Origin of the sequence: Spiroplasma litorale (assembly GCF_001267155.1) — a bacterium.
GTDB lineage: Bacteria > Bacillota_I > Bacilli_A > Mycoplasmatales > Mycoplasmataceae > Spiroplasma_A > Spiroplasma_A litorale.
The window spans coordinates 29,901-53,273 of the sequence record NZ_CP012357.1; the positions used below are offsets into that span (position 1 = coordinate 29,901).

Consider the following 23,373-nt stretch of genomic DNA (forward strand, 5'->3'; position numbering starts at 1 on the left):
ATTATTAATGAATGAAATTATTTGACTCATTTTCAACTAACTTTAAAGACATTGATGAAGACCAGATTAACATTTATACATGTGGTCCAACTGTATATGACTACATTCACATAGGTAATGCAAGACCTTTAATACTAGCTGATACTTTAGTTAGATATTTTGATCATAAAAAAATAAAATATAAATACCTTTTGAACATAACAGACATTGATGACAAAATAATTAATAAAGCTATAGATTTAAATATTACCGAGGATGAACTTGTAGATAAATATAAGAACGCATTTTTAAAAAATCTTAATGATCTAAATATAAAAACACCATCAAATATTGTTGCAATTTCTTCAAAAATTGGGGAAATTATCAATTTTATAGATGTGTTAATTGAAAAAGGTTACGCATATATAGTTGATGGAAGTGTCTATTTTGATATTTCAAAAGTTAAAAATGAATATGGTAAATTATCTAAGCAACAACTAGAAAATCTTTGAACAGGTGTAAGAGTTGACTTAGAAAAAAATAAAAAAAATCAAGGTGATTTTGCCTTATGAAAAAAAACAGATATAGGTAAAAATTGGTTATCAAAATGAAGCTTAGGTAGACCTGGTTGGCATACAGAATGCGCTTTAATGATAGACCACTTTTTTAGCGAAACAATCGATATACATATTGGGGGTATAGATTTAAAATTTCCTCATCATGAAAACGAGAGGGTACAGTATCTTGCAAAAAATGAAAAAGAGATTGCAAAACTTTGAATGCATAATGGACATTTATCAATAGAAAATGTAAAAATGTCTAAATCTTTAGGTAACATAATTACTGTAAATGAGTTTCTTGAAAAGTATAATTTAAATACTTTAAGGTACATTTTTTTATCATCTAACTATAGACAACCTTTAAATATTTCTATTGATGTTATAAATCAAGCCATAGAATGAAATAAAAAAGTTTTTAATTTGCTAAAAACAAGTAATTGGAAATTAGCAATCAAAGAAATCAATCAAAGAAATCAAATACCAATTGATGAAGATTTGGTGCCCTTCAATTATATGGATAAATTTAATTCATATATGGAAGATGATTTAAATACTCCAATGGTAATTACATTACTAGATGAAATGATGAAAAATTTAAACTCACAAATTAAGGATAGTTGTTTAGATTTATGTATGTCAGAATTTAAAAGCATACTTGATTGCATCGGTTTTAAATATCACATAAAACAGTTAACTGATAAAGATATAAAAAAATTAAACCTTTGAAAAAAAGCGCTAACTAAAAAAGACTATATAAAAGCTGACAAACTAAGAAAAGAACTAATAGAAAGTGAAATAATTTAATGAAACAATTCTTTGCTTATGGAAAAAACGCAGTAGAAAACATCATTTTAACAAACCCTTCCCAAATTAAAAAAATATATATAACCAAAGGTAGTTCTTTTTCAGAAAATGTTTATTCAAATATAAAGAATAATAAAATCGAATGAGAGTCAATCGAAAAAGATTTACTCTCAACAAAATTTGAAATTAAATACTCTGTTCATCAAGGTTATGTTGCAGTTCTTTTTAACTTCAAATATTTTGAATATGAATATCTAATTAAAAATGATTGTAAAATGATTTTAATGTTAGATAGAATACAAGATCCACAAAATTTAGGTGCAATAATTAGAAGTGCATCTTTATTCGGTGTTGATGCAATTATTATAAAATCTATAAATCAAGCAGAAATAACTCCATCTGTTATAAAAGCTTCAGCAGGAACAATTTATAATGTTCCTATAATAAAAGTTAGTAGCTTAGTAGCATGTTTAAAAAAACTAAAAGAGAATGGCTTTTGAATTTTTACTTCTGCTTTAAAAGACGAAAGTGTTAGCATAAATACTCTTGACTCTGCAAATAAAACAGTGGTAGTTATTGGTAATGAAGGTGAAGGTGTATCAAATAGTATTTTAAACTCTTCAGACATATTGTTTAAAATTGATACAACAAATGTTATTGATTCATTAAATGTATCAGTGGCAACAGGGATCATATTATACAGTTTTTATACTAAAAAAAGATAGGAGAAATTACATGGAAAGCAGTAATTTAAGAACTCGTAAATTAATTAATGAACTTGTTGAAATAAAATTTAATAATTTATTTAATACAAATGACATATCAATACTTAAAAACACATTATATAAAACAATTACTACAGAATATCAAAAACTAGCAATAGTACAATTAGATTTAGAAGATTTTACACACGTTATATATTCGGCGCTTGTTGAAGTTGAAAAAAAATACGATAAATCAAAAAACGTGCCATTGGCTGCTTATGCAAAATTTATTCTAAGAAATAGAATTTTGGACTATGGCAAACATTTAAGAAGAAAAAAAAGAATGGCAACAATACAAGCTATAAACTCAAACAGAGGTGAAGTTTCAAACTCGTACATAAGTGCGTTTGACAAAGATGTCGACAGTTATTCGCACCAAGAATATATGGTCGGCAACAACGATAGAAAAGTTAGAAGAATAATACTAGATTATCTTAATTCGGATGCTTCTATAATTGATAAAAAAATCATTTATATGATGTATGAAGGCAATACACAAAAAGAAATAATGGAAAATTTGAAAATCAACCGAAAAAGAATATTAATTTGCAAAGAAAATTTAAAAAAATACTTCAGAAGTTTAATAAATTAAAATCTTAATATATAATTATCTAAGAAAGTATTGTGATTTAATATGCCAACAAAAAAGAATAAGATAATTATTGTTTGTGATAATTGTCTTTCAAGAAATTATACATTCACAAAGAGTTCAATCAACCACTCTGAAAGATTAGAGATTAAAAAGTTTTGCCCAACATGTAATACACATGTTCTTCACAAGGAGACCAGATAAAATGGATGAAAATAAAAAAAAGTTAACCAAAGAAGAAAAAGCTAAAATTAAACTAGAAAAGATTGAAGCTAAAAAACAAGAAAAGGCAGAACGTAGAAAACAATTTGAAGATCTTTTTAAAGAAGTACAAGGACATGATGGAACCCAAGAAGGTAAAATAAAAGCTGCAAGAGCAAAAAAAGTTAAAAAACATAAAGATAAAATTGGGTTTAAAAAGGCCGCAAAAGAAGCACCTGTTAAATTTTTAAAAGAGATTAATAAAATTAAATGGTCTTCAAGAGAAAATTTAAGTATTAAATTTTTATGAGTAATCGTTTTTATTTTAATATTTGGCGTATTTTTCTTTGCGGTCGATTATGGACTACAACATTTATTTGTAGAGTTAAAAATTATTTAAATAAGGAGTACTATGACAACAAATTTATTAGAAATGGAAGAAGAGTTAGCATCTTATAAGGGCCAATGGTTTGTTATAAACTGTAATAGTGGTCATGAAGATAGCGTTAAGTCTGATTTATTGCAAAAGATTGAGTCTTCAAATCTTGAAGAAAAAGTTTTTGATATTAGAATATCTAAAAGTCCAGTAATGGGGAAAAATAATAAAATTATAGATAAAAATAAGTTCCCTGGTTACATTTTTATTAATATGCATATGACAGACGAAACTTGATTTATAATACGTAATACACCTGGTGTAACTGGGTTTATTGGTTCTTCAGGTAGAGGAGCTAAACCTTTACCTTTAACAAGTGAAGAAGTTTTTAGACTAATTAATCAAGATGAAAAAATTGGAAAAGATCGAAAATCTAACAAAGGTAATGCAAACCAACCTAAAAAAGAAAAAGTATTATTTGAAGCAACTTTTAAAGTTAAAGATGTTGTTATGGTAAAAGAAGGTCCTTTTGCAAATACTGAAGGCCAAGTAATGGAAATGGATTTTGAAAAAGGTATTGCAATTGTTAATATAGAACTTTTTGGAAGAATTACACCAACAGAATTTGAATTTTCAAATTTAAGCTTAGCTTATAACTTATAAAGGATAACTATGGAAAAAATAAAAATTAGAATTAATATAAAAAATAGTAAATCAATTAATATTGATTTGTACCCAGATATTGCACCAATTACAGTAAATAATTTTGTGGAATTAATAAAGAAAAATTATTTTGATAATTTAATATTTCATAGAGTAATAAAAGGTTTTATGATCCAAGGCGGTGGAATGACCGAAGACATGAAAGAAAAAACAGGGGCTAAGGAAATTAAAGGTGAATTCAAGTCTAACGGGTTTGATAAAAATAATTTATCTCATGAAGTGGGAGTTATTTCTATGGCTAGAACAATGATTAAAGACAGTGCTTCAAGTCAATTTTTTATAGTAACAGGAAATGCAAAATTTTTAGATGGAGAGTATGCTGCTTTTGGTAAGGTCTCTGATGAAGAAAGTCTTAGAGTTGCTTTAGAAATAGAGAACGTAAAAACAGGTTCTAAAAATTTTCATGAAGATGTACCAATAGAACCAATTGTAATAAAAAATATCGAATTAATTTAATAAATATGGTATTATTATAAATGGCAGATTTTTATTGTGGAAGTATTACAATTATGTATACGATTGGACCACAGCGAAAAACAGGAGGTGTTGTATCGTGGCAAAAAAAATCACACGTGTAGCGAAACTTGAATTTATGGCAATGCAAGCAAAACCAGGTGCTGAATTAGCATCATTAGGTATTAATATGCCTCAATTCACTCAACAATTTAATGAAGCCACTAAGGATAGAGCTGGTGAAGTTGTTCCAGTAGTTATTACTGCTTATGATGATAAGTCTTTTGACTTTCAATTAAAAACAACCCCAGCAGCTTTTTTATTGAAAAAAGCAGCAAACATTCAAAAAGGTGCTAAAAAAGCTGGGACTGAAGTAGTTGCAACAATAGATGTAAGCGAAATTAAAAAAATAGCAGAATATAAATTACCAGATTTAAATGCAAATACAGTTGAAGCAGCAATGAAAATTATTGAAGGTACAGCTAGAAATATGGGTATTAAAGTTAATGGAATGCCATCTAAGGAAGGTAAATAGTTATGCCAAAAGTTAGCAAAAAATTAAAAGAAGCAAATCAAAAGGTAGACAAAACTAAACAATACTCAATTAACGACGCAATTAAACTAGCAAAAGAAACTTCAACAACAAAATTTGATTCAACAATTGATATAGCATTTAATTTAAATGTTGACCCAAGACATGCGGATCAACAAATAAGAGGAGCTTTGGTTCTTCCTGGAGGAACTGGTAAAACTCAAAAAATTCTTGTTCTAACTAAAACAAAAGTTAAAGAAGCAACAGAAGCGAAAGCTGATTTTGTTGGAGGAGAAGAATTAATACAAAAAATTCAAAAAGAAAACTGATTTGGGTTTGATGTAGTAGTAGCAACTCCAGAAATAATGGCGGAGTTAGGTAAAATTGGTAAATTACTTGGTACAAAAGGTCTTATGCCAAACCCTAAAACTGGTACTGTTACCACAGACGTTGTTAATGCAATTAACGAAATTAAAAAAGGTAAAATTGAATACAGAACTGATAAAGAAGGAAATGTTCATTCAATAATTGGTAAAGTATCATTTACTGAAGATAATTTATTGAAAAATTACAATGCTATATTAGAAATTATTAAAAAAGCAAAACCAGCAGCAGTTAAAGGGACATACATTAAAAATGTTTCTATTTCTACAACAATGGGACCTGGTATAAAAGTTTTAGTCGAAAATTAATAAAAATTTAAATAAAAATGTTATTATTATAATTGCTATTCATACCAAAGAAAGTAACGGAGTTTACTCTTAATAATGTTGCCGAGGAATGAAATATATAACTTTGATTTAAAGTTATATTTTACCTTGGTTTTCCAAGGTTTTTATTTGGTTAATAGTAATACTAGAAATGGAGGTACCTAATTTGTCAGTTTCAAGACCAGCACATGTTCGCAAAACAGAAGTTATAAATGAAATAACTAATAAAATAAAATCATGTAAAGGTATGGTTATTGCTGAATATAAAAAAATATCAGTTGCTCAAATCAGTGATTTAAGAAAACTTTGTTTAGAAGAAAATGTATTTGTAAAAGTTTATAAAGACTCACTTTTTACAAGAGCAATTAATGAATTAAAACTTAGTGGTTTAGACCCATATTTGGTTCAACAAAATATATTTTTATTTTCAGATGAAGACCCAATAAAACCTGCAAAGTTAGTTGCTAAATTTAGCAAAAAAAACCAAGATCTTAAACTTAAGGCTGGAATTTATGAAGGAAATGTTATGGATACAGCAGCAATTACAGAAGTTGCAATGCTCCCTTCAAAAGAAGAACTATACTCAATGTTTGCTTCTTCACTATTATATCCATTGAGACAGTTTATGTTAACTGTAAAAGAAATAGCTAAAACAAAAACAGATTAATAAAGGAGAATAAAAAAATGGCAGTTACAAAAGATGATATTATAAAAGCTTTAGAAGGAATGAAGCTTACAGAATTAAACGAATTAGTTAAAGCAATAGAAGATCACTTCGGTGTAGTTGCAGCAGCAGCAGTTGCAGCACCTGCAGCTGATGCTGGAGCAGCAGCAGCACCTTCAGAAGTAAGTGTAATGCTTACAAGTGCTGGTGGAAATAAAGTTGCTGTTATAAAACTTGTAAAAGAAATTACTGGTTTAGGATTAATGGAAGCTAAAAAATTAGTTGACGGAACATTGCCAGTTGCATTAAAAGAAAATGTTAAAGTTGAAAACGCAGAAGAAATTAAAAAACAATTAATGGATGCAGGAGCATCTGTTGACTTAAAATAATAGCAATAATCCACTTTAAAATATTGGCAAGCATTCATTGCTTGCTTTTGCATTTTAAAAAAAGAGTTATGAATCTGTTGAAATATGTGTATAAATAGTATAGAATCTATGTGCGTGTATTTCATTTGATTGGGGGACACTAAATGAATTTCAAAACAAAAAAAATAAATGCGCTTGTTCAAAGAAGGGACTACTCAAAAGTTTCTGGAAACCTAGAACTTCCTAACTTAATTGAACTACAAACTGCAACTTTCGAATGATTTAAGAAAGTTGGAATAAATGAAGTATTTTCTGAAGTATTTCCAATAATGTCAGCTGATGGGAACATAGTTCTTTCACTTACAGATTGAGACTTTAGAGAACCAAGAATGTCAATGGTAAAAGCAAAAGAAGAGTCAAAAATTTATGATGCACCAATTTATGCAAATCTTTCTCTTACAATTCATATGGAAGATGTTGAGGTTTTAAAAAATAACATCATAGGTTCAACAGAAGCTTTTTTAAAAAGCTGATTACAAGAAAAATTAGAAGCCAACACTCTAGATTTTAAAAACGGTAAAGATAATCTTTATTTTTTTGAGTTTAAAAGCAAGTATGGAGAAAAAGACTCTATACAAATTGAATTAAAAGAAGAAAAAGAAGATATGTTTATTGCAACTGTAGATATATATAAAACAGGGGAAGTTTTCTTTGGGGAATTCCCTTTAATGACAGACAGAGGAACATTCATTATTAATGGAAGTGAAAAAGTTGTAGTTTCGCAATTAGTTCGTTCACCTGGAAGTTATTTTAAACAAGAGATGAACCGTAAAAATGGTGAAATGATTTATTTTGCAGATGTAATACCATCAAGAGGAACATGGTTAGAGTTTGAACTAGAGACAAAAAAAACTCTTGATAATAAAAACGCAAGTGTTTTTTATGTAAAAATAGATAAATCTAGAAAAACAACAGTTTCAAGCTTACTAACTGCATTCAAAATGGAAAAGGATGAAATTCTTGAAATTTTTGACAATGATAAAATTATTGAGTTAAGTTATGAACAAGATACATTAACAGGTGATATTAATATAGATTTTGAAAATCAAGTCCAAGAAATTTATAAAAAAATTAGACAAGGTGAAACAGCAACGGCAGATGGAGCAAGTAAATATTTATATGGTCTTTTGTTTGATAAAAGAAAATATGATCTTACAAAAGCAGGAAGATTTAAATTGCAACAAAAATTAGCTGTTAAAAACAGATTAATTGGAAGAATTTTAGCCGAAGATATTGTTGATGTAAAAGGAAAAGTTGTGTTTGAGAAAGGTCTTGAAGTAACAAAAGATAATATTGATGACATTGATGTAGTTTTAAGTGCAGGGGCAATGGTTCAAAAAATAAATTTTAATAATAATATTGAGTCAGGTAATGAAATTCAAAAAATAAAAGTTTATAAAGACAATGACTTAAGAGATGAAGTTGCAACAATAATTGGAATAACAAATAAATCTAAAGATGAATTTATTAACATCCCAGATATTATTGCAACAATATCTTATGCTTTAAACTTGACTAATGGTATTGGAGAAATTGATGATATTGATCATTTAGGAAATAGAAGAGTCCGTACAGTTGGAGAATTATTACAAAATCAATTCAGAATCGGTATGATGCGTATTGAAAAAAACGTTCGTGAAAAACTTGCGACTTCTAATCCTTACAAAATGAAACCATCAGGAGTTATAAACAATAAACCACTTACTGCGATAATTGGTGAATTCTTTAACTTATCTCAATTATCTCAATTTATGGACCAAACTAACCCTCTTGCAGAATTAACAAACAAACGTAGATTAACTGCTCTTGGGCCAGGTGGACTAAGTAGAGATAGGGCTGCTCTTGAAGTTAGGGACGTTCACCCATCTCACTATGGAAGAATTTGTCCAATTGAAACACCTGAGGGACCAAATATCGGATTGATTAACAACCTTTCTACTTATGCAAAAATAAATGAATATGGATTTATTGAAACACCATATAGAAAAGTTAAAAATAAAAAAGTAATTTTAGATCAATACGAATATTTAACAGCTGATAAAGAAAAAGAATATGTTGTAGCACAAGCAAATATTAAAATTGCAGAAGATGGAACAATTATTGATGACCAAGTTATTGCAAGATACAGAGGTGATGACATTATGGTTAATTCATCAGATGTTGATTATGTGGACGTTTCACCTAAGCAAATTGTTTCAATTGCTACATCATGTATTCCATTCTTGGAAAATGATGATGCCAACCGTGCGCTTATGGGTGCCAATATGCAACGTCAAGCCGTACCTTTAATTGACCCAGAATCTCCAGTTGTTGGAACTGGTGTTGAATTTGAAGCCGCTAGAGACTCAGGGGATGCAATTGTTGCAACTGAAGGTGGAGTTGTAAAATATGTTGATTCTAAAAGAATTGTTGTAGAACAAAAAAATGGTATTAAAAATTATGATTTAAATGATTTTAATAGATCAAATAATGGAACGGCAATTACTCACATCCCAATTGTTAAAGTTGGAGATAAAGTTAAAAAAAGAGATATATTAGCCGATGGTCCTTCAATGGAAAAAGGTGAACTTGCTCTTGGTCAAAATGTAGTTGTTGCTTTTACAACTTGAAATGGATATAACTATGAAGATGCAGTTATCGTTTCAGAAAGAGTTGTAATTGATGACAGATTCACTTCAATTCATATTGATGAATATACTATCGAAAGAAGACAAACAAAACAAGGTCAAGAAGAAATAACAAGAGATATTCCAAATGTTTCTGAGGCTATTAAGAAAAATCTTGATGAAGACGGTATTGTAGCAATTGGTTCAGAAGTTAAAGTTGGAGATATCTTAGTTGGTAAAGTAACACCAAAATCTCAAACACAACTTTCTCCTGAAGATAAACTATTACATGCAATCTTTGGTGAAAAATCAAGAAATGTTAAAGATAACTCTTTAAGAGTACCAAATGGTGGAGAAGGTATTGTTAAATCAATCAAAAGATTTAGTAAAGCAAATGGGCATGATTTACCTGCTGATATTCTTGAAGTTATAAAAGTATATGTTGTTCAAAAACGTAAAATTCAAGAAGGTGACAAAATGGCAGGTCGTCACGGTAATAAAGGTGTTATATCAAAAATATTACCAATTGAAGACATGCCACATATGGAAGATGGTACACCAGTTGACATTATGTTAAACCCGCAAGGGGTTCCATCTCGTATGAATATCGGTCAAGTTTTAGAAATCCACCTTGGTATGGCCGCACAAAAATTAGGAATAAAAATAAGTACTCCTGTTTTTGAAGGTGTTAAAGAAGAAGATTTAAAAGACATAATGGCAGAAGCTGGAATGACAAACTACGGTAAAGTTAAGTTAATTGATGGTAGAACTGGTGAAGCTTTTGATAAACCAATATCAGTTGGTGTTATGTATATGTTAAAACTTTCTCACATGGTTGATGACAAACTGCATACTAGAAATATTGGACCATACTCATTAATTACCCAACAACCGCTTGGTGGAAAAGCACAAAATGGTGGACAAAGATTTGGGGAAATGGAAGTTTGAGCACTTGAAGCATATGGGGCTGCCTATACTCTTAGAGAAATATTAACAATTAAATCAGATGACATAAAAGGACGTATTAAAACTTACGAATCTATTGTTAGATCTAAACCAATCCCAAAACCAGGTATCCCTGAATCTTTTAATGTTTTAACAAAAGAAATAATGGGTCTTGGATTTGATATGCATATGATTGATGAGAATGGTAAAAAAGTTCCTATTAGTGCATATGATGAAAACGAAATAGATATTGATGAATTAAATAATTTTATGGAGAACAGTAATGAAACTTTTGATAATTCAAATGAAATTACTGACTTTGAAGAAACAAGTATTGAAGAATTAAAACAAGAAGATTAGAAAGGGAAAAGTTAGAAAATGATAAACAAAACAAATAAAAGAATGATAAAAATCAAATTAGCTTCTCCCGATGTAATTAGAAGTTGATCAAGAGGTGAAGTTACAAAACCTGAAACAATAAACTACAAAACTTTGAAAACTGAAAAAGAAGGTCTTTTTGATGAAAGAATATTTGGCCCAACTAGAAATTATGAATGTAGTTGTGGAAAATATAAAAAAGTTAAAAACAAAGGTAAAGTTTGTGAACGTTGTGGAGTTGAAATAACTGAATCTATTGTAAGACGTGAAAGAATGGGACATATTGAATTAGAAGAACCAGTAACACACATCTGAATGTTAAAAGTTGCTCCATCAAGAATAGCTTCAATTTTAGATTTAAAAACTAAGGAAGTTGAAGAAGTAGTTTATTTTGTAAGTTACATAGTGTTAGACCCAGGTTCATCTAAACATTTAAAAAAAGGACAAGTACTGGATTTAGGAAATGGTAAAGCAAGTTTAAAAACAAGAGATAAATTATTAAAAACTTTAGAAGATTTAAGATTAAATCTTAAACCTGAAGAATTTTCTTTTAAACGTGCTTCAAATTTAATTGAGCAATTAAGTTCACCACAAAGTCCATTTTCAATGGATGAGGCTGCTACATTTATATCTAGACACACAAGTGCAAAATTTGGAATTGGTGCAAGTGCAATAGAGGATTTATTAAAAAATATAGATTTAGCAAGTGAAATTGAAAATATTAGAGAAGAATTAAAAGAGAAAAAAGGATCATCTGATCAAAGTAAACTAATGAAAAGATTAGAAATTTTAGACTCCCTTAAAAAGTCTGAATCTAGACCTGAATGAATGATTTTGCGTGTAATACCAGTTATTCCTCCTGATATAAGACCAATTATACAACTTGATGGTGGTCGTTTCACTACTTCAGAAATTAATGATTTATATAGAAGAATAATTATTAGAAATGAACGTTTAAAAAAAGTTAAGTCAATGGGTGCTCCAAGTATTATTGTAAACAATGAAAAACGTATGTTACAAGAAGCTGTTGATGCTTTGTTGGACAACGAAAGAAAACCTAGACCAGTACTCGGTAAAGATAAAAGAGCATTAAAATCTCTAACTTCAATACTAAAAGGTAAACAAGGAAGATTTAGACAAAACTTGTTGGGTAAACGTGTTGACTACTCAGGTAGATCAGTTATTGCAATCGGACCAGACTTAAAAATGTATCAAGCCGGTATCCCAAGAGATATGGCTATAACATTGTTTAAACCATTTGTAATTAAAAAATTACAAGAAGATGGACATGCAGAAAACGTTAAAGTTGCTGAAAAACTAATCTCAAGTAACGATTCAAAAGTTTGAGATGTTCTAGAAGAAGTAATCAAAGATAGACCTGTTTTACTTAACAGGGCACCAACTTTGCATAGACTTGGAATACAAGCATTTGAACCAAAACTTGTTAAAGGTAAAGCGATTAGACTTCACCCTCTTGTAACAACTGCATTTAATGCCGATTTTGACGGAGACCAAATGGCTGTTCACTTACCAATAAGTGAAGAAGCAGTTGCAGAAGCAAGAGCGCTAATGCTTGGATCAAAAGCTATTTTAGGTCCTAAAGATGGTAAACCAATTGTTACTCCAACTCAGGATATGATTTTAGGTAACTATTACATTACAACTGAAGAAAAAGAAGCAGATAATCCAGAATTATTGGGTCAAGGTACTTTATTCACAAGTTATAATGAAGTTTTATTGGCTTATGAAACTAAAAAAGCTTCACTTAATGCTGTAGTTGGAATTCCAGTAAGCGAATTAGAAAATAAAATATTTGCAGAAGAAGATATGGATAAAATTTTAATAACAACAGTTGGTAAAATAATTTTTAACCAAATGTTTAATGAAAAATTCCCATGAATAATAAACTCAAATATTTTAAACGCAGAAAACGAAGTTAAGAAATTTTTAGTAAGCAGCGATACAAATATAAGAGAATATATTGAAAAAGAATATGTTCTTCAACAACCAATTAAAAAGAAAGAGTTATCATTAATTATTGAAAGATATTTCCAATCATACGGTGCTCAAAAAACAGCACAAATGTTGGACAACATGAAAGATTTAGGATTTAAATTTTCTTCTAAATCTGGAACCACAATTAGTGCTGCTGACGTTGTTGCATATACTGAAAAATTTGAAGAGTTTAAAATTGCAGATCAAAAAGTTAAAGATATTACAAAATTCTATAACTCAGGAATGCTTACTAAAAGTGAGAAAAAACGTAGAGTTATTGCTGTTTGATCAAATGTAAAAGATACTATTCAAAATAAACTTGAACAGATACTTAAAAAAGATTTAAAAAATCCTGTTTTTGTTATGGCTGACTCAGGTGCTCGTGGTAACGTATCAAACTTTACACAACTTGTTGGTATGAGGGGATTAATGAATGACCCTAAAGGTGATATTAAAGAAATTCCAATTAAATCTTCTTTCCGTGAAGGATTAACAGTTTCTGAATATTTCATTTCAACTCATGGTGCACGTAAAGGTATGGCTGACGTTGCTTTAAAAACTGCTGACTCAGGTTACTTAACACGTAGATTAGTGGATATTTCACAAGAAATAATTGTAACCCAAGATGATTGTCAACCAGCAAAAGGTTTTTGAGTCCACTCAATTATTGAAACAAAACATGACAATGTTATTGTTCCTTTAAAAGATAGACTTGTTGGTAGATACTCTTTTGAAGATATAGATGATAATGCTGGTAAAAATATATTAAAAGCTAACGAGTTAATTACCCCTGAAATAGCTGATAAAATTGTTGAAGCGGGTGTTGAAGATGTTCAAATCAGAACAATATTAACTTGTGATACTGAACGAGGAGTATGCCAAAAATGTTATGGAATTAACTTGGCAACAGGTGAAGTCGTAACTATTGGTGAACCTGTTGGTGTTATTGCAGCACAATCAATTGGAGAACCAGGTACTCAGTTAACAATGCGTACATTCCATACTGGTGGTGTTGCTGGTGGTGCTGATATAACTCAAGGTTTACCTCGTATTAAAGAATTATTAGATATAACAACTCCAAAAGGTTCTATTGCAATAATTTCACAAATTGATGGTATTGTAAAAGAGACAAAAGAAGAAGATGGTATTGTTTCAATTGTTGTTGCATCAGACCAAGATGAAAAAAGATATAAATCACAATATGGTGCAATTCTTCGTGTTGAAGAAGGAGAACATGTTATACGTGGTCAAAAACTAACAGAAGGAGCAATAAATATTAAAGAGCTTCTTGAAGTTGCGCGTGTTGAAGATGTCCAAAACTACATCCTAAAAGAAGTTCAAAAAGTTTATAGACTTCAAGGTATTGAAATATCTGATAAATATATTGAAATAATAATTAAACAAATGCTAAATAAAGTAAAAATAATTGACTCAGGTGAAACAGATTTATTACCAGGTGAAGTTATTTCTGCAAAAGCATTTAGAAATGAAGTTAAAGAAGCAATTATTAAAAATAAAAAACCTCCTTTAGCAAAAAATGTTATCTTTGGTATTAAAAAAGCTCCGCTTGAATCAGATTCTTGACTTTCATCAGCTTCATTCCAAGATACTGCAAGAGTTATTGTAAAAGCAGTTATTAAAGGAAAAGTTGATAAATTAGCCGGTCTAAAAGAAAATATTATGCTAGGAAATCTAATTCCAGCTGGTACTGGTTTAACTGGTAGTGAAGAAATAATTAAAAAAGGTAAAGAAGTTTACGAACAAGAATATTAGTAAATCAGGGTTCTCCCTGATTTTTTTATTTAATAATGGTAATATTTATTTTGAGGGGGAATTATGAAAGTAATAATTGGAAACGATCATACGGCAGTTGAATTAAAAAATAAAATTGTTGAATACCTTAAGAAAAAAAATATTGAAGTTAAAAATATAGGAACTGATAGCTCAGAAGCAGTTGGTTATCCTGACTTTGGGGCAAAAGTAGCACGTGAAGTTGTTCAATCAAATTCAGTTGGAATTGTTATATGTGGTAGCGGCATTGGAATATCAATTGCTGCAAATAAAGTTAAAAAAGCTAGAGCTGCTTTATGCCGTGATGAAAAAGATGCGGAAATGGCTAGAAAACATAATAATGCAAACATTTTAGCATTAGGAGCAAGGATTTTGGCAACAGAAAAAGCAATTAGTATATTAGATACATTTTTAAATACTTCTTTCGAAGGAGAAAGACACCAAAAAAGAGTTGAAAAATTAGATAATTTATAGAACCAGGAGATATTTTATGTCATTTACAATTATAAAGCATCCATTAATAATTGATAAACTTACAAGAATGAGAAAAGTGGAAACTTCTTCAAAAGATTTTAGAGAAAACTTGAATGAAATCGGACAGTTGATGGTGTATGAAATATTTAGAGATATGCCTTTAAAAGAGGTTGATATTGAAACACCAGTCACAAAAACTAAAGGATATACAATTGACGTACCAGTTGTTTTAATTCCAATTATAAGGGCTGGATTAGGTATGACTGAAGGTATTCAAAAATTAGTTCCAACAGCAAGAATTGCCCATATTGGTTTATATAGAAACGAAGAAACCTTAGAGCCTGTTGAATACTATGCTAAAAAAACTAAAAATATTGAAAATAGTTATGTAATTGTTGTTGACCCTATGCTAGCAACTGGAGGAAGTGCTTCAAAAGCAATTGAAATTGCAAAAGGTTGAGGCGCTAAGCAAATTAAATTTGTTTGCTTAGTTTCTGTTAAAGAAGGTATTGAAAAATTACAAAAAGATCACCCAGATGTTGAAATATATACCGCAAGTTTAGACCCAATATTAAATGAAGACGGATACATAGTTCCAGGTCTTGGAGATGCAGGAGATAGAATATTTGGTACAAAATAATTTTAAAAATTATTTAATTTCTATATTTTTTAGGAGTAATATTAAATTGATGGAACTGGATTGAGCTTTAAATGAATTTAAAAAAAGTTAAATTATTTTTTTTATATCTCACGACCTCAATTTTGGTTTTCTTTGTATTGTTAACTTTATTATTGTTGAAAAAAATAAATTATCCATGATTAGTTGGTTATTTTTTAGGAATAGCTTGTTGCTGGTCGGGTTTTTTTTATAATCAATTTATAATACGTAAATTTATTATAAATTTAGACCCTTTCTTTTATTCAACGTTATTGATTTTAAAGTTAGGAATATATATAGTTCCATTCCTTATAAGTCTTTATTTACAAAACTTTATTAATCCAATAGGGATTATAATCGGTTACAATGGGATCATATTCGCTCCTTTTATAAATGGATGAATAAAAGTAAGTAGATTTTTATAAGGCAATTATTAAATAAAAAAGGGGGAGGTTAAATGGTCTCTTACTTAGTTAGTGGTGAATTATTTGATGGATTTTTAGCATTAACTCCACAACTCTTTTCTGTATTCATGACGTTTATTATAATTTGTACATTTTGTATAGTATACAATGTCAAGATTAGAAATAGGAACGAAGAAAAAGAACTTTCAGGCTTTCTTGTTTTAACAGAAATGTTTATTAGCAAAGTTGAAGGAATTGTAATATCAATTATGGGAAAAGAGCATAGAAAACTAACCCCATATATGATGTACATATTTATGTATATTGTCATCTCATCAGTGGTTGCGTTGCTTGGTTTTGAACCATTAACAACATCATATACAACCACATTCTCGATGGCTTTTGTTACATTTATAGGTATTTATTATTATGGAATTAGATACCAAAAATGAGCATTTTTAAAAAGGTACTATAACCCAGTAGAATTAATTGGACAATTTGTACCTTTGATATCTTTATCATTTAGGTTATTTGGTAATATGCTTGGAGGTAGTGTAATATTAGCGCTATTATATACAGCGTTAATTAATATGCAAGCAGGTTGATTTAGCAATGTTGGTTCTGTATCTGATTCAATGGCTAATGACTGACTTGCTCAGTATAAATATTGGTGATCAGGATTTAATATATTAACTATATCGTTAATGCCTTGATTGCATTTATATTTTGATTTATTTGATGGAGTTATCCAATCTATAGTATTCTCAATGCTTACTTTATCATATTGGTCTAGTTCAGCAAACGGAGAATCTGGAGAAGAATAAAAGGAGAAGAAATTATGTTTTTAGAAGTTTTAAAAAATTCATGTATTTTAACAGGGGGCTCATTTATAACAATGTTGCCAATTTACACATTGTTTTCTCAATTTATGTTCCTTGCAGAAGGTGACGGATATAAATTGTTAGGTGCAGGTATTTGTAGTTTTGGTATGATTGGAGCCAGTTTAGGTCAAGGTATAGTTGGTTATGGTGCATGTATTGCAATGGGTCGTAACCCTGAAGTAGCTCCAAAAGTTACAGGTACTTTAATTATTACAGCTGGTTTTGCAGAATCTGGTGCCATATATGCTTTAGTTATTAGTATTTTACTAATATTTGTTGCATAGTAAATGATAAATTTTTTAGAAAAACCAGGATATGGTTTACCAGATATAATTGAAGGTTTGTTTCCAAATCTGCCAATTTTAATTGCTCACATCTTGTCAACAATTATTATTTTGCTTTTATTATTTAAACTTGTTTATAAACCATTTAGACAAACAATTAGAGATAGAAGAAAAAAAATTAATGCTTTGTTAGATGAAGCATCTTCAAAACAAACAATAGCAAATAAAAATAACGCTGATGCTACAAGGTTTTTAGAAAGTGCAAAAACAGAAGCTAAAACAATAGTTGATTCTGCACGTGGTCAAGCCGATAGCATTAAATTAGAAATAATTAACAACGCAAAAAAAGAAGCTCAAAATATTCAAGATCATGCAAATAAAATATTAGACTTTGAAAAAAATGAGGCTAAAGAAAATATTAGAAAAGAAATAATTGATATTGCATTTGATGTCGCAGAAAAAGTTGTTGAAAAATCAATTTCAAAAAGTGATAATGATAAATTTATTAATGATTTTTTAAACAGCATCGATGGTAAATAGTTAATGGAAAGACAAAACATTATTCACAATTGAGCAACTGCAATATCAGATATAGCAATAGATAATAAAAAATCGAACGAATATATAGAAGATTTGAAAAGTCTTTTAGTTATGTTTGAGGCTAATCCAGAAATCCAAAACTTTTTATCAAATAACTTTGTTGATGAAGACACTAAAGAAAAAATTATAGAATCTTCATTGCAAAAAAAAGCCGATGAAAATATCATTAATGCATTAAAGCTAATGATAAAAAGAAAAGTTTTTGGGTCAGTGCAACAAATTTTTAAATACTCTTTAAAATTAATTTGAGAGAGTATGAACATTGAACACGGAATTATATATTCTTCAACAAAAATAAACAATTCTACAATCGAAGTTATAGAGAAAAAACTTTCTTCAAAACTAAATAAAAATATTAATTTAGAAAATATAATTGACGAAAATATTATTGCCGGTATTGTCGTAGAGGTTGCTAATAAAAGTTATGATTTTTCAGTTAAAGGTAAACTTGAAGATATGAAAAATAAATTAAAAGAAAACAGAAGCTAAGGAGTGATTAAAAATGTCGCTTAAAATAAATGAAATATCTGAAGTAATTAAAAAACAAATTAAAGATTACGGTAAGAAAATCACAGTTTCAGAAGAAGGAAAAGTTGCAAGTATTGGAGACGGAGTTGCTCTTTTATATGGTCTAGATAATGTTATGATGGGAGAACTTTTATTATTCCCAAATGAAATTTATGGTATGGTTCTTAACCTAGAAGATGGTGCTGTTGGTGCTGTTGTTATGGGTGATGACTCAAAAATAAAACAAGGTGATAAAGTAACTAGAACAAAAAAAATTGTAGAAACTGCAGTTGGAGATGAGTTACTTGGTAGAGTTCTAAACGGTATTGGTATGCCAATAGACGGTAATGGACCATTGAAAAATAAAAAATTTAGTTATGTTGAAAAAATTGCTTCTGGAGTTATGTCAAGAAAGTCAGTTAATCAACCACTTGAAACCGGTATATTATCAATAGATTCAATAATCCCTATTGGAAAAGGTCAAAGAGAATTGATTATTGGAGATAGACAAACTGGGAAAACTGCAATTGCAATTGATGCAATAATTAATCAACAAGGTAAAAACGTTAAATGTATTTATGTTGCTATTGGACAAAAAGAATCTACAGTTGCACAAGTTGTTGAAAAATTAAAACGTGCAAATGCAATGGACTACACAGTAGTTATATCAGCTTCAGCTTCAGAACCAGCACCAATGCAATATATTTCTCCTTATACTGGAGTTGCAATCGCAGAGGAATGAATGTCAAAAGGTGATGATGTTCTAATTATTTATGATGATTTGTCTAAACATGCGATAGCATATAGAACACTTGCCTTATTATTGAGAAGACCACCAGGTAGAGAAGCTTATCCAGGAGATGTTTTTTATCTTCACTCAAGACTTCTTGAAAGAGCTGCAAGAGTAAATGAAAAATTTGGGGGAGGAAGTATAACTGCCTTGCCTATAATTGAAACTCAAGCGGGTGACATTTCAGCCTATATTCCAACTAATGTAATTTCAATTACAGATGGTCAAATATTTTTGTCAGAACAATTATTCAACTCAGGTATAAGACCAGCTGTTGATACAGGTCTTTCAGTTTCTAGGGTTGGTTCTTCTGCGCAAATTAAAGCAGTTAAACAAACTGCTGGTACTCTAAAACTTGAGCTTGCTCAATATTATGAGTTACAAGCATTTGCAAAATTTGGTAGTGATTTAGATGAAACAACCAAAGCAACATTGGACCATGGAGCTAAAATTGTAGAGCTATTAAAACAAAGACAATACAAACCAATATCTCAAATCGATCAAGCAATAGTTCTATTAGCTATTAAAAAAAGACTTATTAAATGATTGCCTTTATCAGAAATGACAAACTTTAAAGAAACTATTTTTAATTTCTTTAACACAGATAAAAATGGAGTAGCGCTTAGAAAATTATTAGAAACAGAAAAAGAGTTTAGCGATAAATTAGAAAATGATATTTATAAACAACTTGTTTCAATTTTAAAAACTATTACATCAAAACTAAATGGTTGAGTTGTTTCAGATTTTGGGGATGAAAAAGAATTTAAAGGACTTTAATTAAATGGCTAACTTAAGTGAATTAAAAAATGAGCTTAGATCAACAAAAGATATTGGTAAGATAACAGGTGCAATGGAACTTGTTGCAACTGCAAAGTTAAAAAAAATATCTAAAAGACTTGGTAACACACAAAGTTATTTAAAAGAAGTTTATGAAGTCTTTAATTATATAATTTCACATACATCTGACTCAAAATTTATGAGAAAAAAAGATCAAGAAATTAAAAAAACATTATGAATTATTATTGGTTCTAACCTTGGTCTTTGCGGAGGATATAATTCAAATATAATTAAGTTGTTTAAAAAAAATGTTAAACAAACTGATTTGGTTCTACCAATTGGGAATAAAATATTTAATTACTCAAAAGCAAATAATTATAATATTTATAAAAAATTATCAAATATTGATGTTGATTTTTCAAATGAACAATCAAGAGAGTTATCAATTTGATTATTAGAAAATTATTTAAAAAAAGAATTTGATTCAATAAAAATAATATATACAAAATTTATAAATAATGTAACTTTTGATGCAACAATTTTAGACATGTTACCAATTGAATCTCCAAAAGAAAAAAAGGATAATGATGATTTAGTTTTAGAACCTGATGGATCAACTGTTTTGCAAACAAGTGTAACAATGTATTTGAATACAATTTTGTTTGGAACAATTATTGAATCGCAAGTATCTGAACAAGCAAGTCGTAGAATGGCTATGGAATCAGCAACAAAAAATGGAAAAGAAATTGCTGAAAAATTAAGCATACTTTATAATAGAAAACGTCAAGAAGGCATTACTCAAGAAATTAGTGAAATTGTTGGTGGAGCAAATGCCCAAAGTAGCGATTAATGGAGGTAGTATTAAATGATTAAAAGTTCAGAAGGAAAAGTAGTTCAGGTTCTTGGACCGGTTGTTGACATTAAGTTTAACCCATCAGAGTTGCCAGAGTTACTAAATACAATTGAAGTTGATAATAATGGAGTTAAACTTGTATTAGAAGTTGTTCAACATATTGGTGATGATTTAGTTAGAACAATTGCTATGGGTCCTACAGAAGGAATGATAAGAGGACTTAAAGCAAAAAATACAGGAAGACCAATATCTGTTCCTGTTGGAGATAAAGTTTTAGGAAGAATGTTTAATGTTTTAGGTGAACCAATAGATGATAAACCTCAGGTTAAGGATGTTGAAACTTTACCAATTCATAGACAAGCTCCGAGTTACGATGAACTTGCAACATCTGCAGAAATATTAGAAACTGGAATTAAAGTTATTGATCTAATGATGCCTTTTTCAAAAGGGGGTAAAATTGGATTATTTGGTGGTGCCGGAGTTGGTAAAACAGTTTTAGTTCAAGAATTAATTAACAACGTTGCTAAAGCCCATGGTGGTATATCTGTTTTTGCAGGAGTTGGAGAACGTACAAGAGAAGGAAATGACTTGTATTATGAAATGATTGAAGCTGGAGTAATTGATAAAACTACTTTAGTATTTGGTCAAATGAACGAACCACCAGGAGCAAGAATGAGAGTTGCATTAACAGGTCTTACAATTGCAGAATATTTTAGAGATTTTAAAAAACAGGATGTTTTACTATTTATTGACAATATTTTTAGATTTACTCAAGCCGGATCAGAAGTATCTGCTTTGCTTGGAAGAATGCCTTCAGCTGTTGGTTATCAACCAACCTTATCCACAGAAATGGGTGCATTGCAAGAAAGAATTACTTCTACTAAAAAGGGATCAATCACATCTGTTCAGGCAGTTTATGTTCCAGCTGATGACTTAACAGACCCTGCGCCTGCAACTACATTTACTCACTTGGACGCTAGAGTTGTTCTTGATAGAGGGATTGCCTCTTTAGGAGTATACCCCGCAATTGACCCTCTGAGTTCAAGTTCGAGAATGTTAGATCCTCAAATAATTGGTGAAGAACATTATCAAATAAGTTTAAAAGTGCAAGAGACTTTGCAGAAGTATAAAGAACTTCAATCAATTATTGCTATTTTGGGAATGGAAGAGTTATCAGAAGAGGATAAAATTATTGTTAATAGAGCAAGAAAGATTAGAAACTTTATGTCTCAACCATTTACAGTTGGGGAGAAATTTACTGGTAGATCAGGAAAATATGTGCAAGTAAGTGACACAATAAGATCATTTAAAGCAATTTTAAATGGAGAACTTGATAATGTTCCAGAAGTATTATTTATGTACGCGGGTTCAATTGATGATGTTTTAGAAAGATTTAAAGAACAATCAAATGGGAAAAGAGTTTAAACTTAAAATAGTAACTCCAGAAGAAACTTTTCTAGATGATATTGAAGTTGATTCATTAACAATTGTTACAACAGCTGGAAAAATAACAGTTTATGCAAATCATGCCCCAATTGTTTCAACTCTTGTTATTGGTAATATGAAGTATACTGTAAATAATATAACCAAACACATTCATCTTCACCGTGGAATTATAAAAATATCTAACAATCAAGTTAAAATAATTACCCAAAGACTTTATGAAGTTGATGAAAAAGGTCAAAGAATATAATAAAAACTCAGGATTAACTACCTGAGTTTTCTTTTTGTAAATTTTCTCTATGAGTTATCATAATTTTTTGTTGTTCTTCAAATTTATCGTTTATCATTTTTGTAAAAGCTCACATACGTTCTCTTTTCAAAAATCCCATAAACCTAATATAATTTACCCTCAATGGTCTAAAGTCAATTCTTCCCAAATCAACATTACTAAGAATTCTTGTTATTTTTTTATTTTTTAAAACATGCTCTTTGCACTCTTCTAGTTTTTTTTGCTTATCTGGTGGAAAGTCAGCAATGTTTTGAAATATATTTTCAACGTTACCATATTTTTTAATCATTTTTATAGCTGTCTTATAATGTAAACCCTTAACACCTTTAATATTATCTGATTGATCACCAAGTAGTGATTTAATATCAGGTATTTGACAAGGTAAACAACCAAACTTTTCTGTAACTGTATCTTCTGTAACAACTTCTTTTTCAGCTTTTTTTGATTGTTGAGATACAATTGTAACGTTTTCGCTAACAAGTTGATATGTATCTTTATCATTTGAAAATATTTCAACATCATATCCAAGTTTAACAGCAAGTCGACAAATAGTTCCCATAATGTCATCGCCTTCATATCTTTCCTTTTCATACCAAGGGATATTTGCAGATGTTAGAAACTCTCTAACTAACTGCATTTGTGGGATTAATTCTGGGGGTGTTTCTTTTCTCGTTGCTTTATATTCAGGATATATTTCTCTTCTCCAACATTCTTTACCAACATCAAATGTAACGATAATTGTATGGTAACTATTAGATTTGATTAATTGATAAATATTTGCTACAAAAACGTATACTGCATTTATAAGTTTTCCTTCACGATTGACGGCCACTTTTTTTCTTTTTAGACTACCGTAGTAACCCTTATGTAATAAATGATAACCATCAATTATTACAACTTTTTTCTTATCCATGC

Annotated in this window: 25 protein-coding genes and 1 other annotated feature; of the genes, 24 read left to right on the forward strand and 1 reads right to left on the reverse strand. The window is 29.4% G+C overall.

Annotated elements, in window-relative coordinates; translation table 4 throughout:
• The first annotated feature begins 11 nt into the window (after positions 1-11).
• The 24 genes from cysS to SLITO_RS00270 all read left to right on the forward strand — a co-directional run bounded on the left by cysS (position 12) and on the right by SLITO_RS00270 (position 22,419).
• Complete coding sequence (gene cysS, locus SLITO_RS00160) at positions 12-1,343, forward strand: cysteine--tRNA ligase (RefSeq protein ID WP_075057799.1); 1,332 nt, start codon at positions 12-14, stop codon at positions 1,341-1,343.
• Positions 1,343-2,068, forward strand: coding sequence for a 23S rRNA (guanosine(2251)-2'-O)-methyltransferase RlmB (gene rlmB, locus SLITO_RS00165; RefSeq protein ID WP_075057800.1), 726 nt, complete (start codon positions 1,343-1,345; stop codon positions 2,066-2,068). Before cysS ends, rlmB begins: the two co-directional genes overlap by 1 nt.
• A gap of 10 nt (positions 2,069-2,078) precedes the next feature.
• Positions 2,079-2,699 carry a sigma factor gene (locus SLITO_RS00170; RefSeq protein WP_075057801.1) on the forward strand — a complete coding sequence of 207 codons (621 nt, stop codon included), beginning with the start codon at positions 2,079-2,081 and terminating at the stop codon, positions 2,697-2,699.
• Positions 2,700-2,741: 42 nt separating this feature from the next.
• A complete protein-coding gene (rpmG, locus tag SLITO_RS00175; protein WP_075057802.1) occupies positions 2,742-2,900 on the forward strand; it encodes a 50S ribosomal protein L33 in 159 nt (52 codons plus the stop codon).
• A gap of 1 nt (position 2,901) precedes the next feature.
• Positions 2,902-3,297 (forward strand): preprotein translocase subunit SecE, encoded by a 396-nt coding sequence (secE, locus tag SLITO_RS00180; protein ID WP_075057803.1) that lies wholly within the window; start codon positions 2,902-2,904, stop codon positions 3,295-3,297.
• A 12-nt stretch (positions 3,298-3,309) separates the two neighbouring features.
• Positions 3,310-3,936 (forward strand): transcription termination/antitermination protein NusG, encoded by a 627-nt coding sequence (nusG, locus tag SLITO_RS00185; protein WP_075057804.1) that lies wholly within the window; start codon positions 3,310-3,312, stop codon positions 3,934-3,936.
• 9 nt (positions 3,937-3,945) lie between these two features.
• Positions 3,946-4,452, forward strand: a complete 507-nt coding sequence (locus tag SLITO_RS00190) for a peptidylprolyl isomerase (RefSeq protein ID WP_075057805.1) — start codon at positions 3,946-3,948, stop codon at positions 4,450-4,452.
• A gap of 97 nt (positions 4,453-4,549) precedes the next feature.
• Positions 4,550-4,984 carry a 50S ribosomal protein L11 gene (rplK, locus tag SLITO_RS00195; protein ID WP_075057806.1) on the forward strand — a complete coding sequence of 145 codons (435 nt, stop codon included), beginning with the start codon at positions 4,550-4,552 and terminating at the stop codon, positions 4,982-4,984.
• Positions 4,985-4,986: 2 nt separating this feature from the next.
• Positions 4,987-5,673: a 50S ribosomal protein L1 gene (gene rplA / locus SLITO_RS00200; RefSeq protein WP_075057807.1), complete on the forward strand. Its 687-nt coding sequence runs from the start codon at positions 4,987-4,989 to the stop codon at positions 5,671-5,673.
• 26 nt (positions 5,674-5,699) lie between these two features.
• Positions 5,700-5,828: a sequence feature (ribosomal protein L10 leader region), on the forward strand.
• Between the two features lie 29 nt (positions 5,829-5,857).
• Complete coding sequence (rplJ, locus tag SLITO_RS00205; protein WP_075057808.1) at positions 5,858-6,358, forward strand: 50S ribosomal protein L10; 501 nt, start codon at positions 5,858-5,860, stop codon at positions 6,356-6,358.
• A gap of 17 nt (positions 6,359-6,375) precedes the next feature.
• The gene (gene rplL, locus SLITO_RS00210) at positions 6,376-6,744 is read left to right on the forward strand and encodes a 50S ribosomal protein L7/L12 (RefSeq protein ID WP_075057809.1); all 369 of its coding nucleotides are present in this window, start codon (positions 6,376-6,378) and stop codon (positions 6,742-6,744) included.
• A 143-nt stretch (positions 6,745-6,887) separates the two neighbouring features.
• Complete coding sequence (gene rpoB, locus SLITO_RS00215; RefSeq protein ID WP_075057810.1) at positions 6,888-10,694, forward strand: DNA-directed RNA polymerase subunit beta; 3,807 nt, start codon at positions 6,888-6,890, stop codon at positions 10,692-10,694.
• Between the two features lie 18 nt (positions 10,695-10,712).
• Positions 10,713-14,480: a DNA-directed RNA polymerase subunit beta' gene (gene rpoC, locus SLITO_RS00220; protein ID WP_075057811.1), complete on the forward strand. Its 3,768-nt coding sequence runs from the start codon at positions 10,713-10,715 to the stop codon at positions 14,478-14,480.
• 63 nt (positions 14,481-14,543) lie between these two features.
• Complete coding sequence (gene rpiB / locus SLITO_RS00225; RefSeq protein WP_075057812.1) at positions 14,544-14,972, forward strand: ribose 5-phosphate isomerase B; 429 nt, start codon at positions 14,544-14,546, stop codon at positions 14,970-14,972.
• Positions 14,973-14,988: 16 nt separating this feature from the next.
• The gene (gene upp / locus SLITO_RS00230) at positions 14,989-15,612 is read left to right on the forward strand and encodes a uracil phosphoribosyltransferase (protein ID WP_075057813.1); all 624 of its coding nucleotides are present in this window, start codon (positions 14,989-14,991) and stop codon (positions 15,610-15,612) included.
• A 71-nt stretch (positions 15,613-15,683) separates the two neighbouring features.
• A complete protein-coding gene (locus SLITO_RS06235; protein WP_144416383.1) occupies positions 15,684-16,055 on the forward strand; it encodes an MG406 family protein in 372 nt (123 codons plus the stop codon).
• A 32-nt stretch (positions 16,056-16,087) separates the two neighbouring features.
• Entirely contained in the window at positions 16,088-16,858 is a 771-nt protein-coding gene (locus SLITO_RS00235; protein WP_075057814.1) for a F0F1 ATP synthase subunit A, read from the forward strand.
• 14 nt (positions 16,859-16,872) lie between these two features.
• Positions 16,873-17,199, forward strand: coding sequence for an ATP synthase subunit c family protein (locus SLITO_RS00240; protein ID WP_235443369.1), 327 nt, complete (start codon positions 16,873-16,875; stop codon positions 17,197-17,199).
• 3 nt (positions 17,200-17,202) lie between these two features.
• On the forward strand, positions 17,203-17,739 hold the full coding sequence (atpF, locus tag SLITO_RS00245; RefSeq protein ID WP_075057815.1) for a F0F1 ATP synthase subunit B: 537 nt from the start codon (positions 17,203-17,205) through the stop codon (positions 17,737-17,739).
• Between the two features lie 3 nt (positions 17,740-17,742).
• A complete protein-coding gene (locus tag SLITO_RS00250) occupies positions 17,743-18,288 on the forward strand; it encodes a F0F1 ATP synthase subunit delta (protein ID WP_075057816.1) in 546 nt (181 codons plus the stop codon).
• Positions 18,289-18,301: 13 nt separating this feature from the next.
• A complete protein-coding gene (atpA, locus tag SLITO_RS00255) occupies positions 18,302-19,873 on the forward strand; it encodes a F0F1 ATP synthase subunit alpha (RefSeq protein WP_075057817.1) in 1,572 nt (523 codons plus the stop codon).
• Between the two features lie 4 nt (positions 19,874-19,877).
• Complete coding sequence (gene atpG / locus SLITO_RS00260; RefSeq protein ID WP_075057818.1) at positions 19,878-20,723, forward strand: ATP synthase F1 subunit gamma; 846 nt, start codon at positions 19,878-19,880, stop codon at positions 20,721-20,723.
• Between the two features lie 15 nt (positions 20,724-20,738).
• Positions 20,739-22,151: a F0F1 ATP synthase subunit beta gene (atpD, locus tag SLITO_RS00265; RefSeq protein WP_075057819.1), complete on the forward strand. Its 1,413-nt coding sequence runs from the start codon at positions 20,739-20,741 to the stop codon at positions 22,149-22,151.
• The gene (locus tag SLITO_RS00270; RefSeq protein WP_075057820.1) at positions 22,135-22,419 is read left to right on the forward strand and encodes a F0F1 ATP synthase subunit epsilon; all 285 of its coding nucleotides are present in this window, start codon (positions 22,135-22,137) and stop codon (positions 22,417-22,419) included. The genes atpD and SLITO_RS00270 overlap by 17 nt, the downstream gene beginning before the upstream one ends.
• A gap of 13 nt (positions 22,420-22,432) precedes the next feature.
• On the opposite strand, the gene SLITO_RS00275 is transcribed toward SLITO_RS00270, so the two are convergent.
• Positions 22,433-23,371: a 5'-3' exonuclease gene (locus SLITO_RS00275; RefSeq protein WP_075057821.1), complete on the reverse strand. Its 939-nt coding sequence runs from the start codon at positions 23,369-23,371 to the stop codon at positions 22,433-22,435.
• Positions 23,372-23,373: the final 2 nt, after the last annotated feature.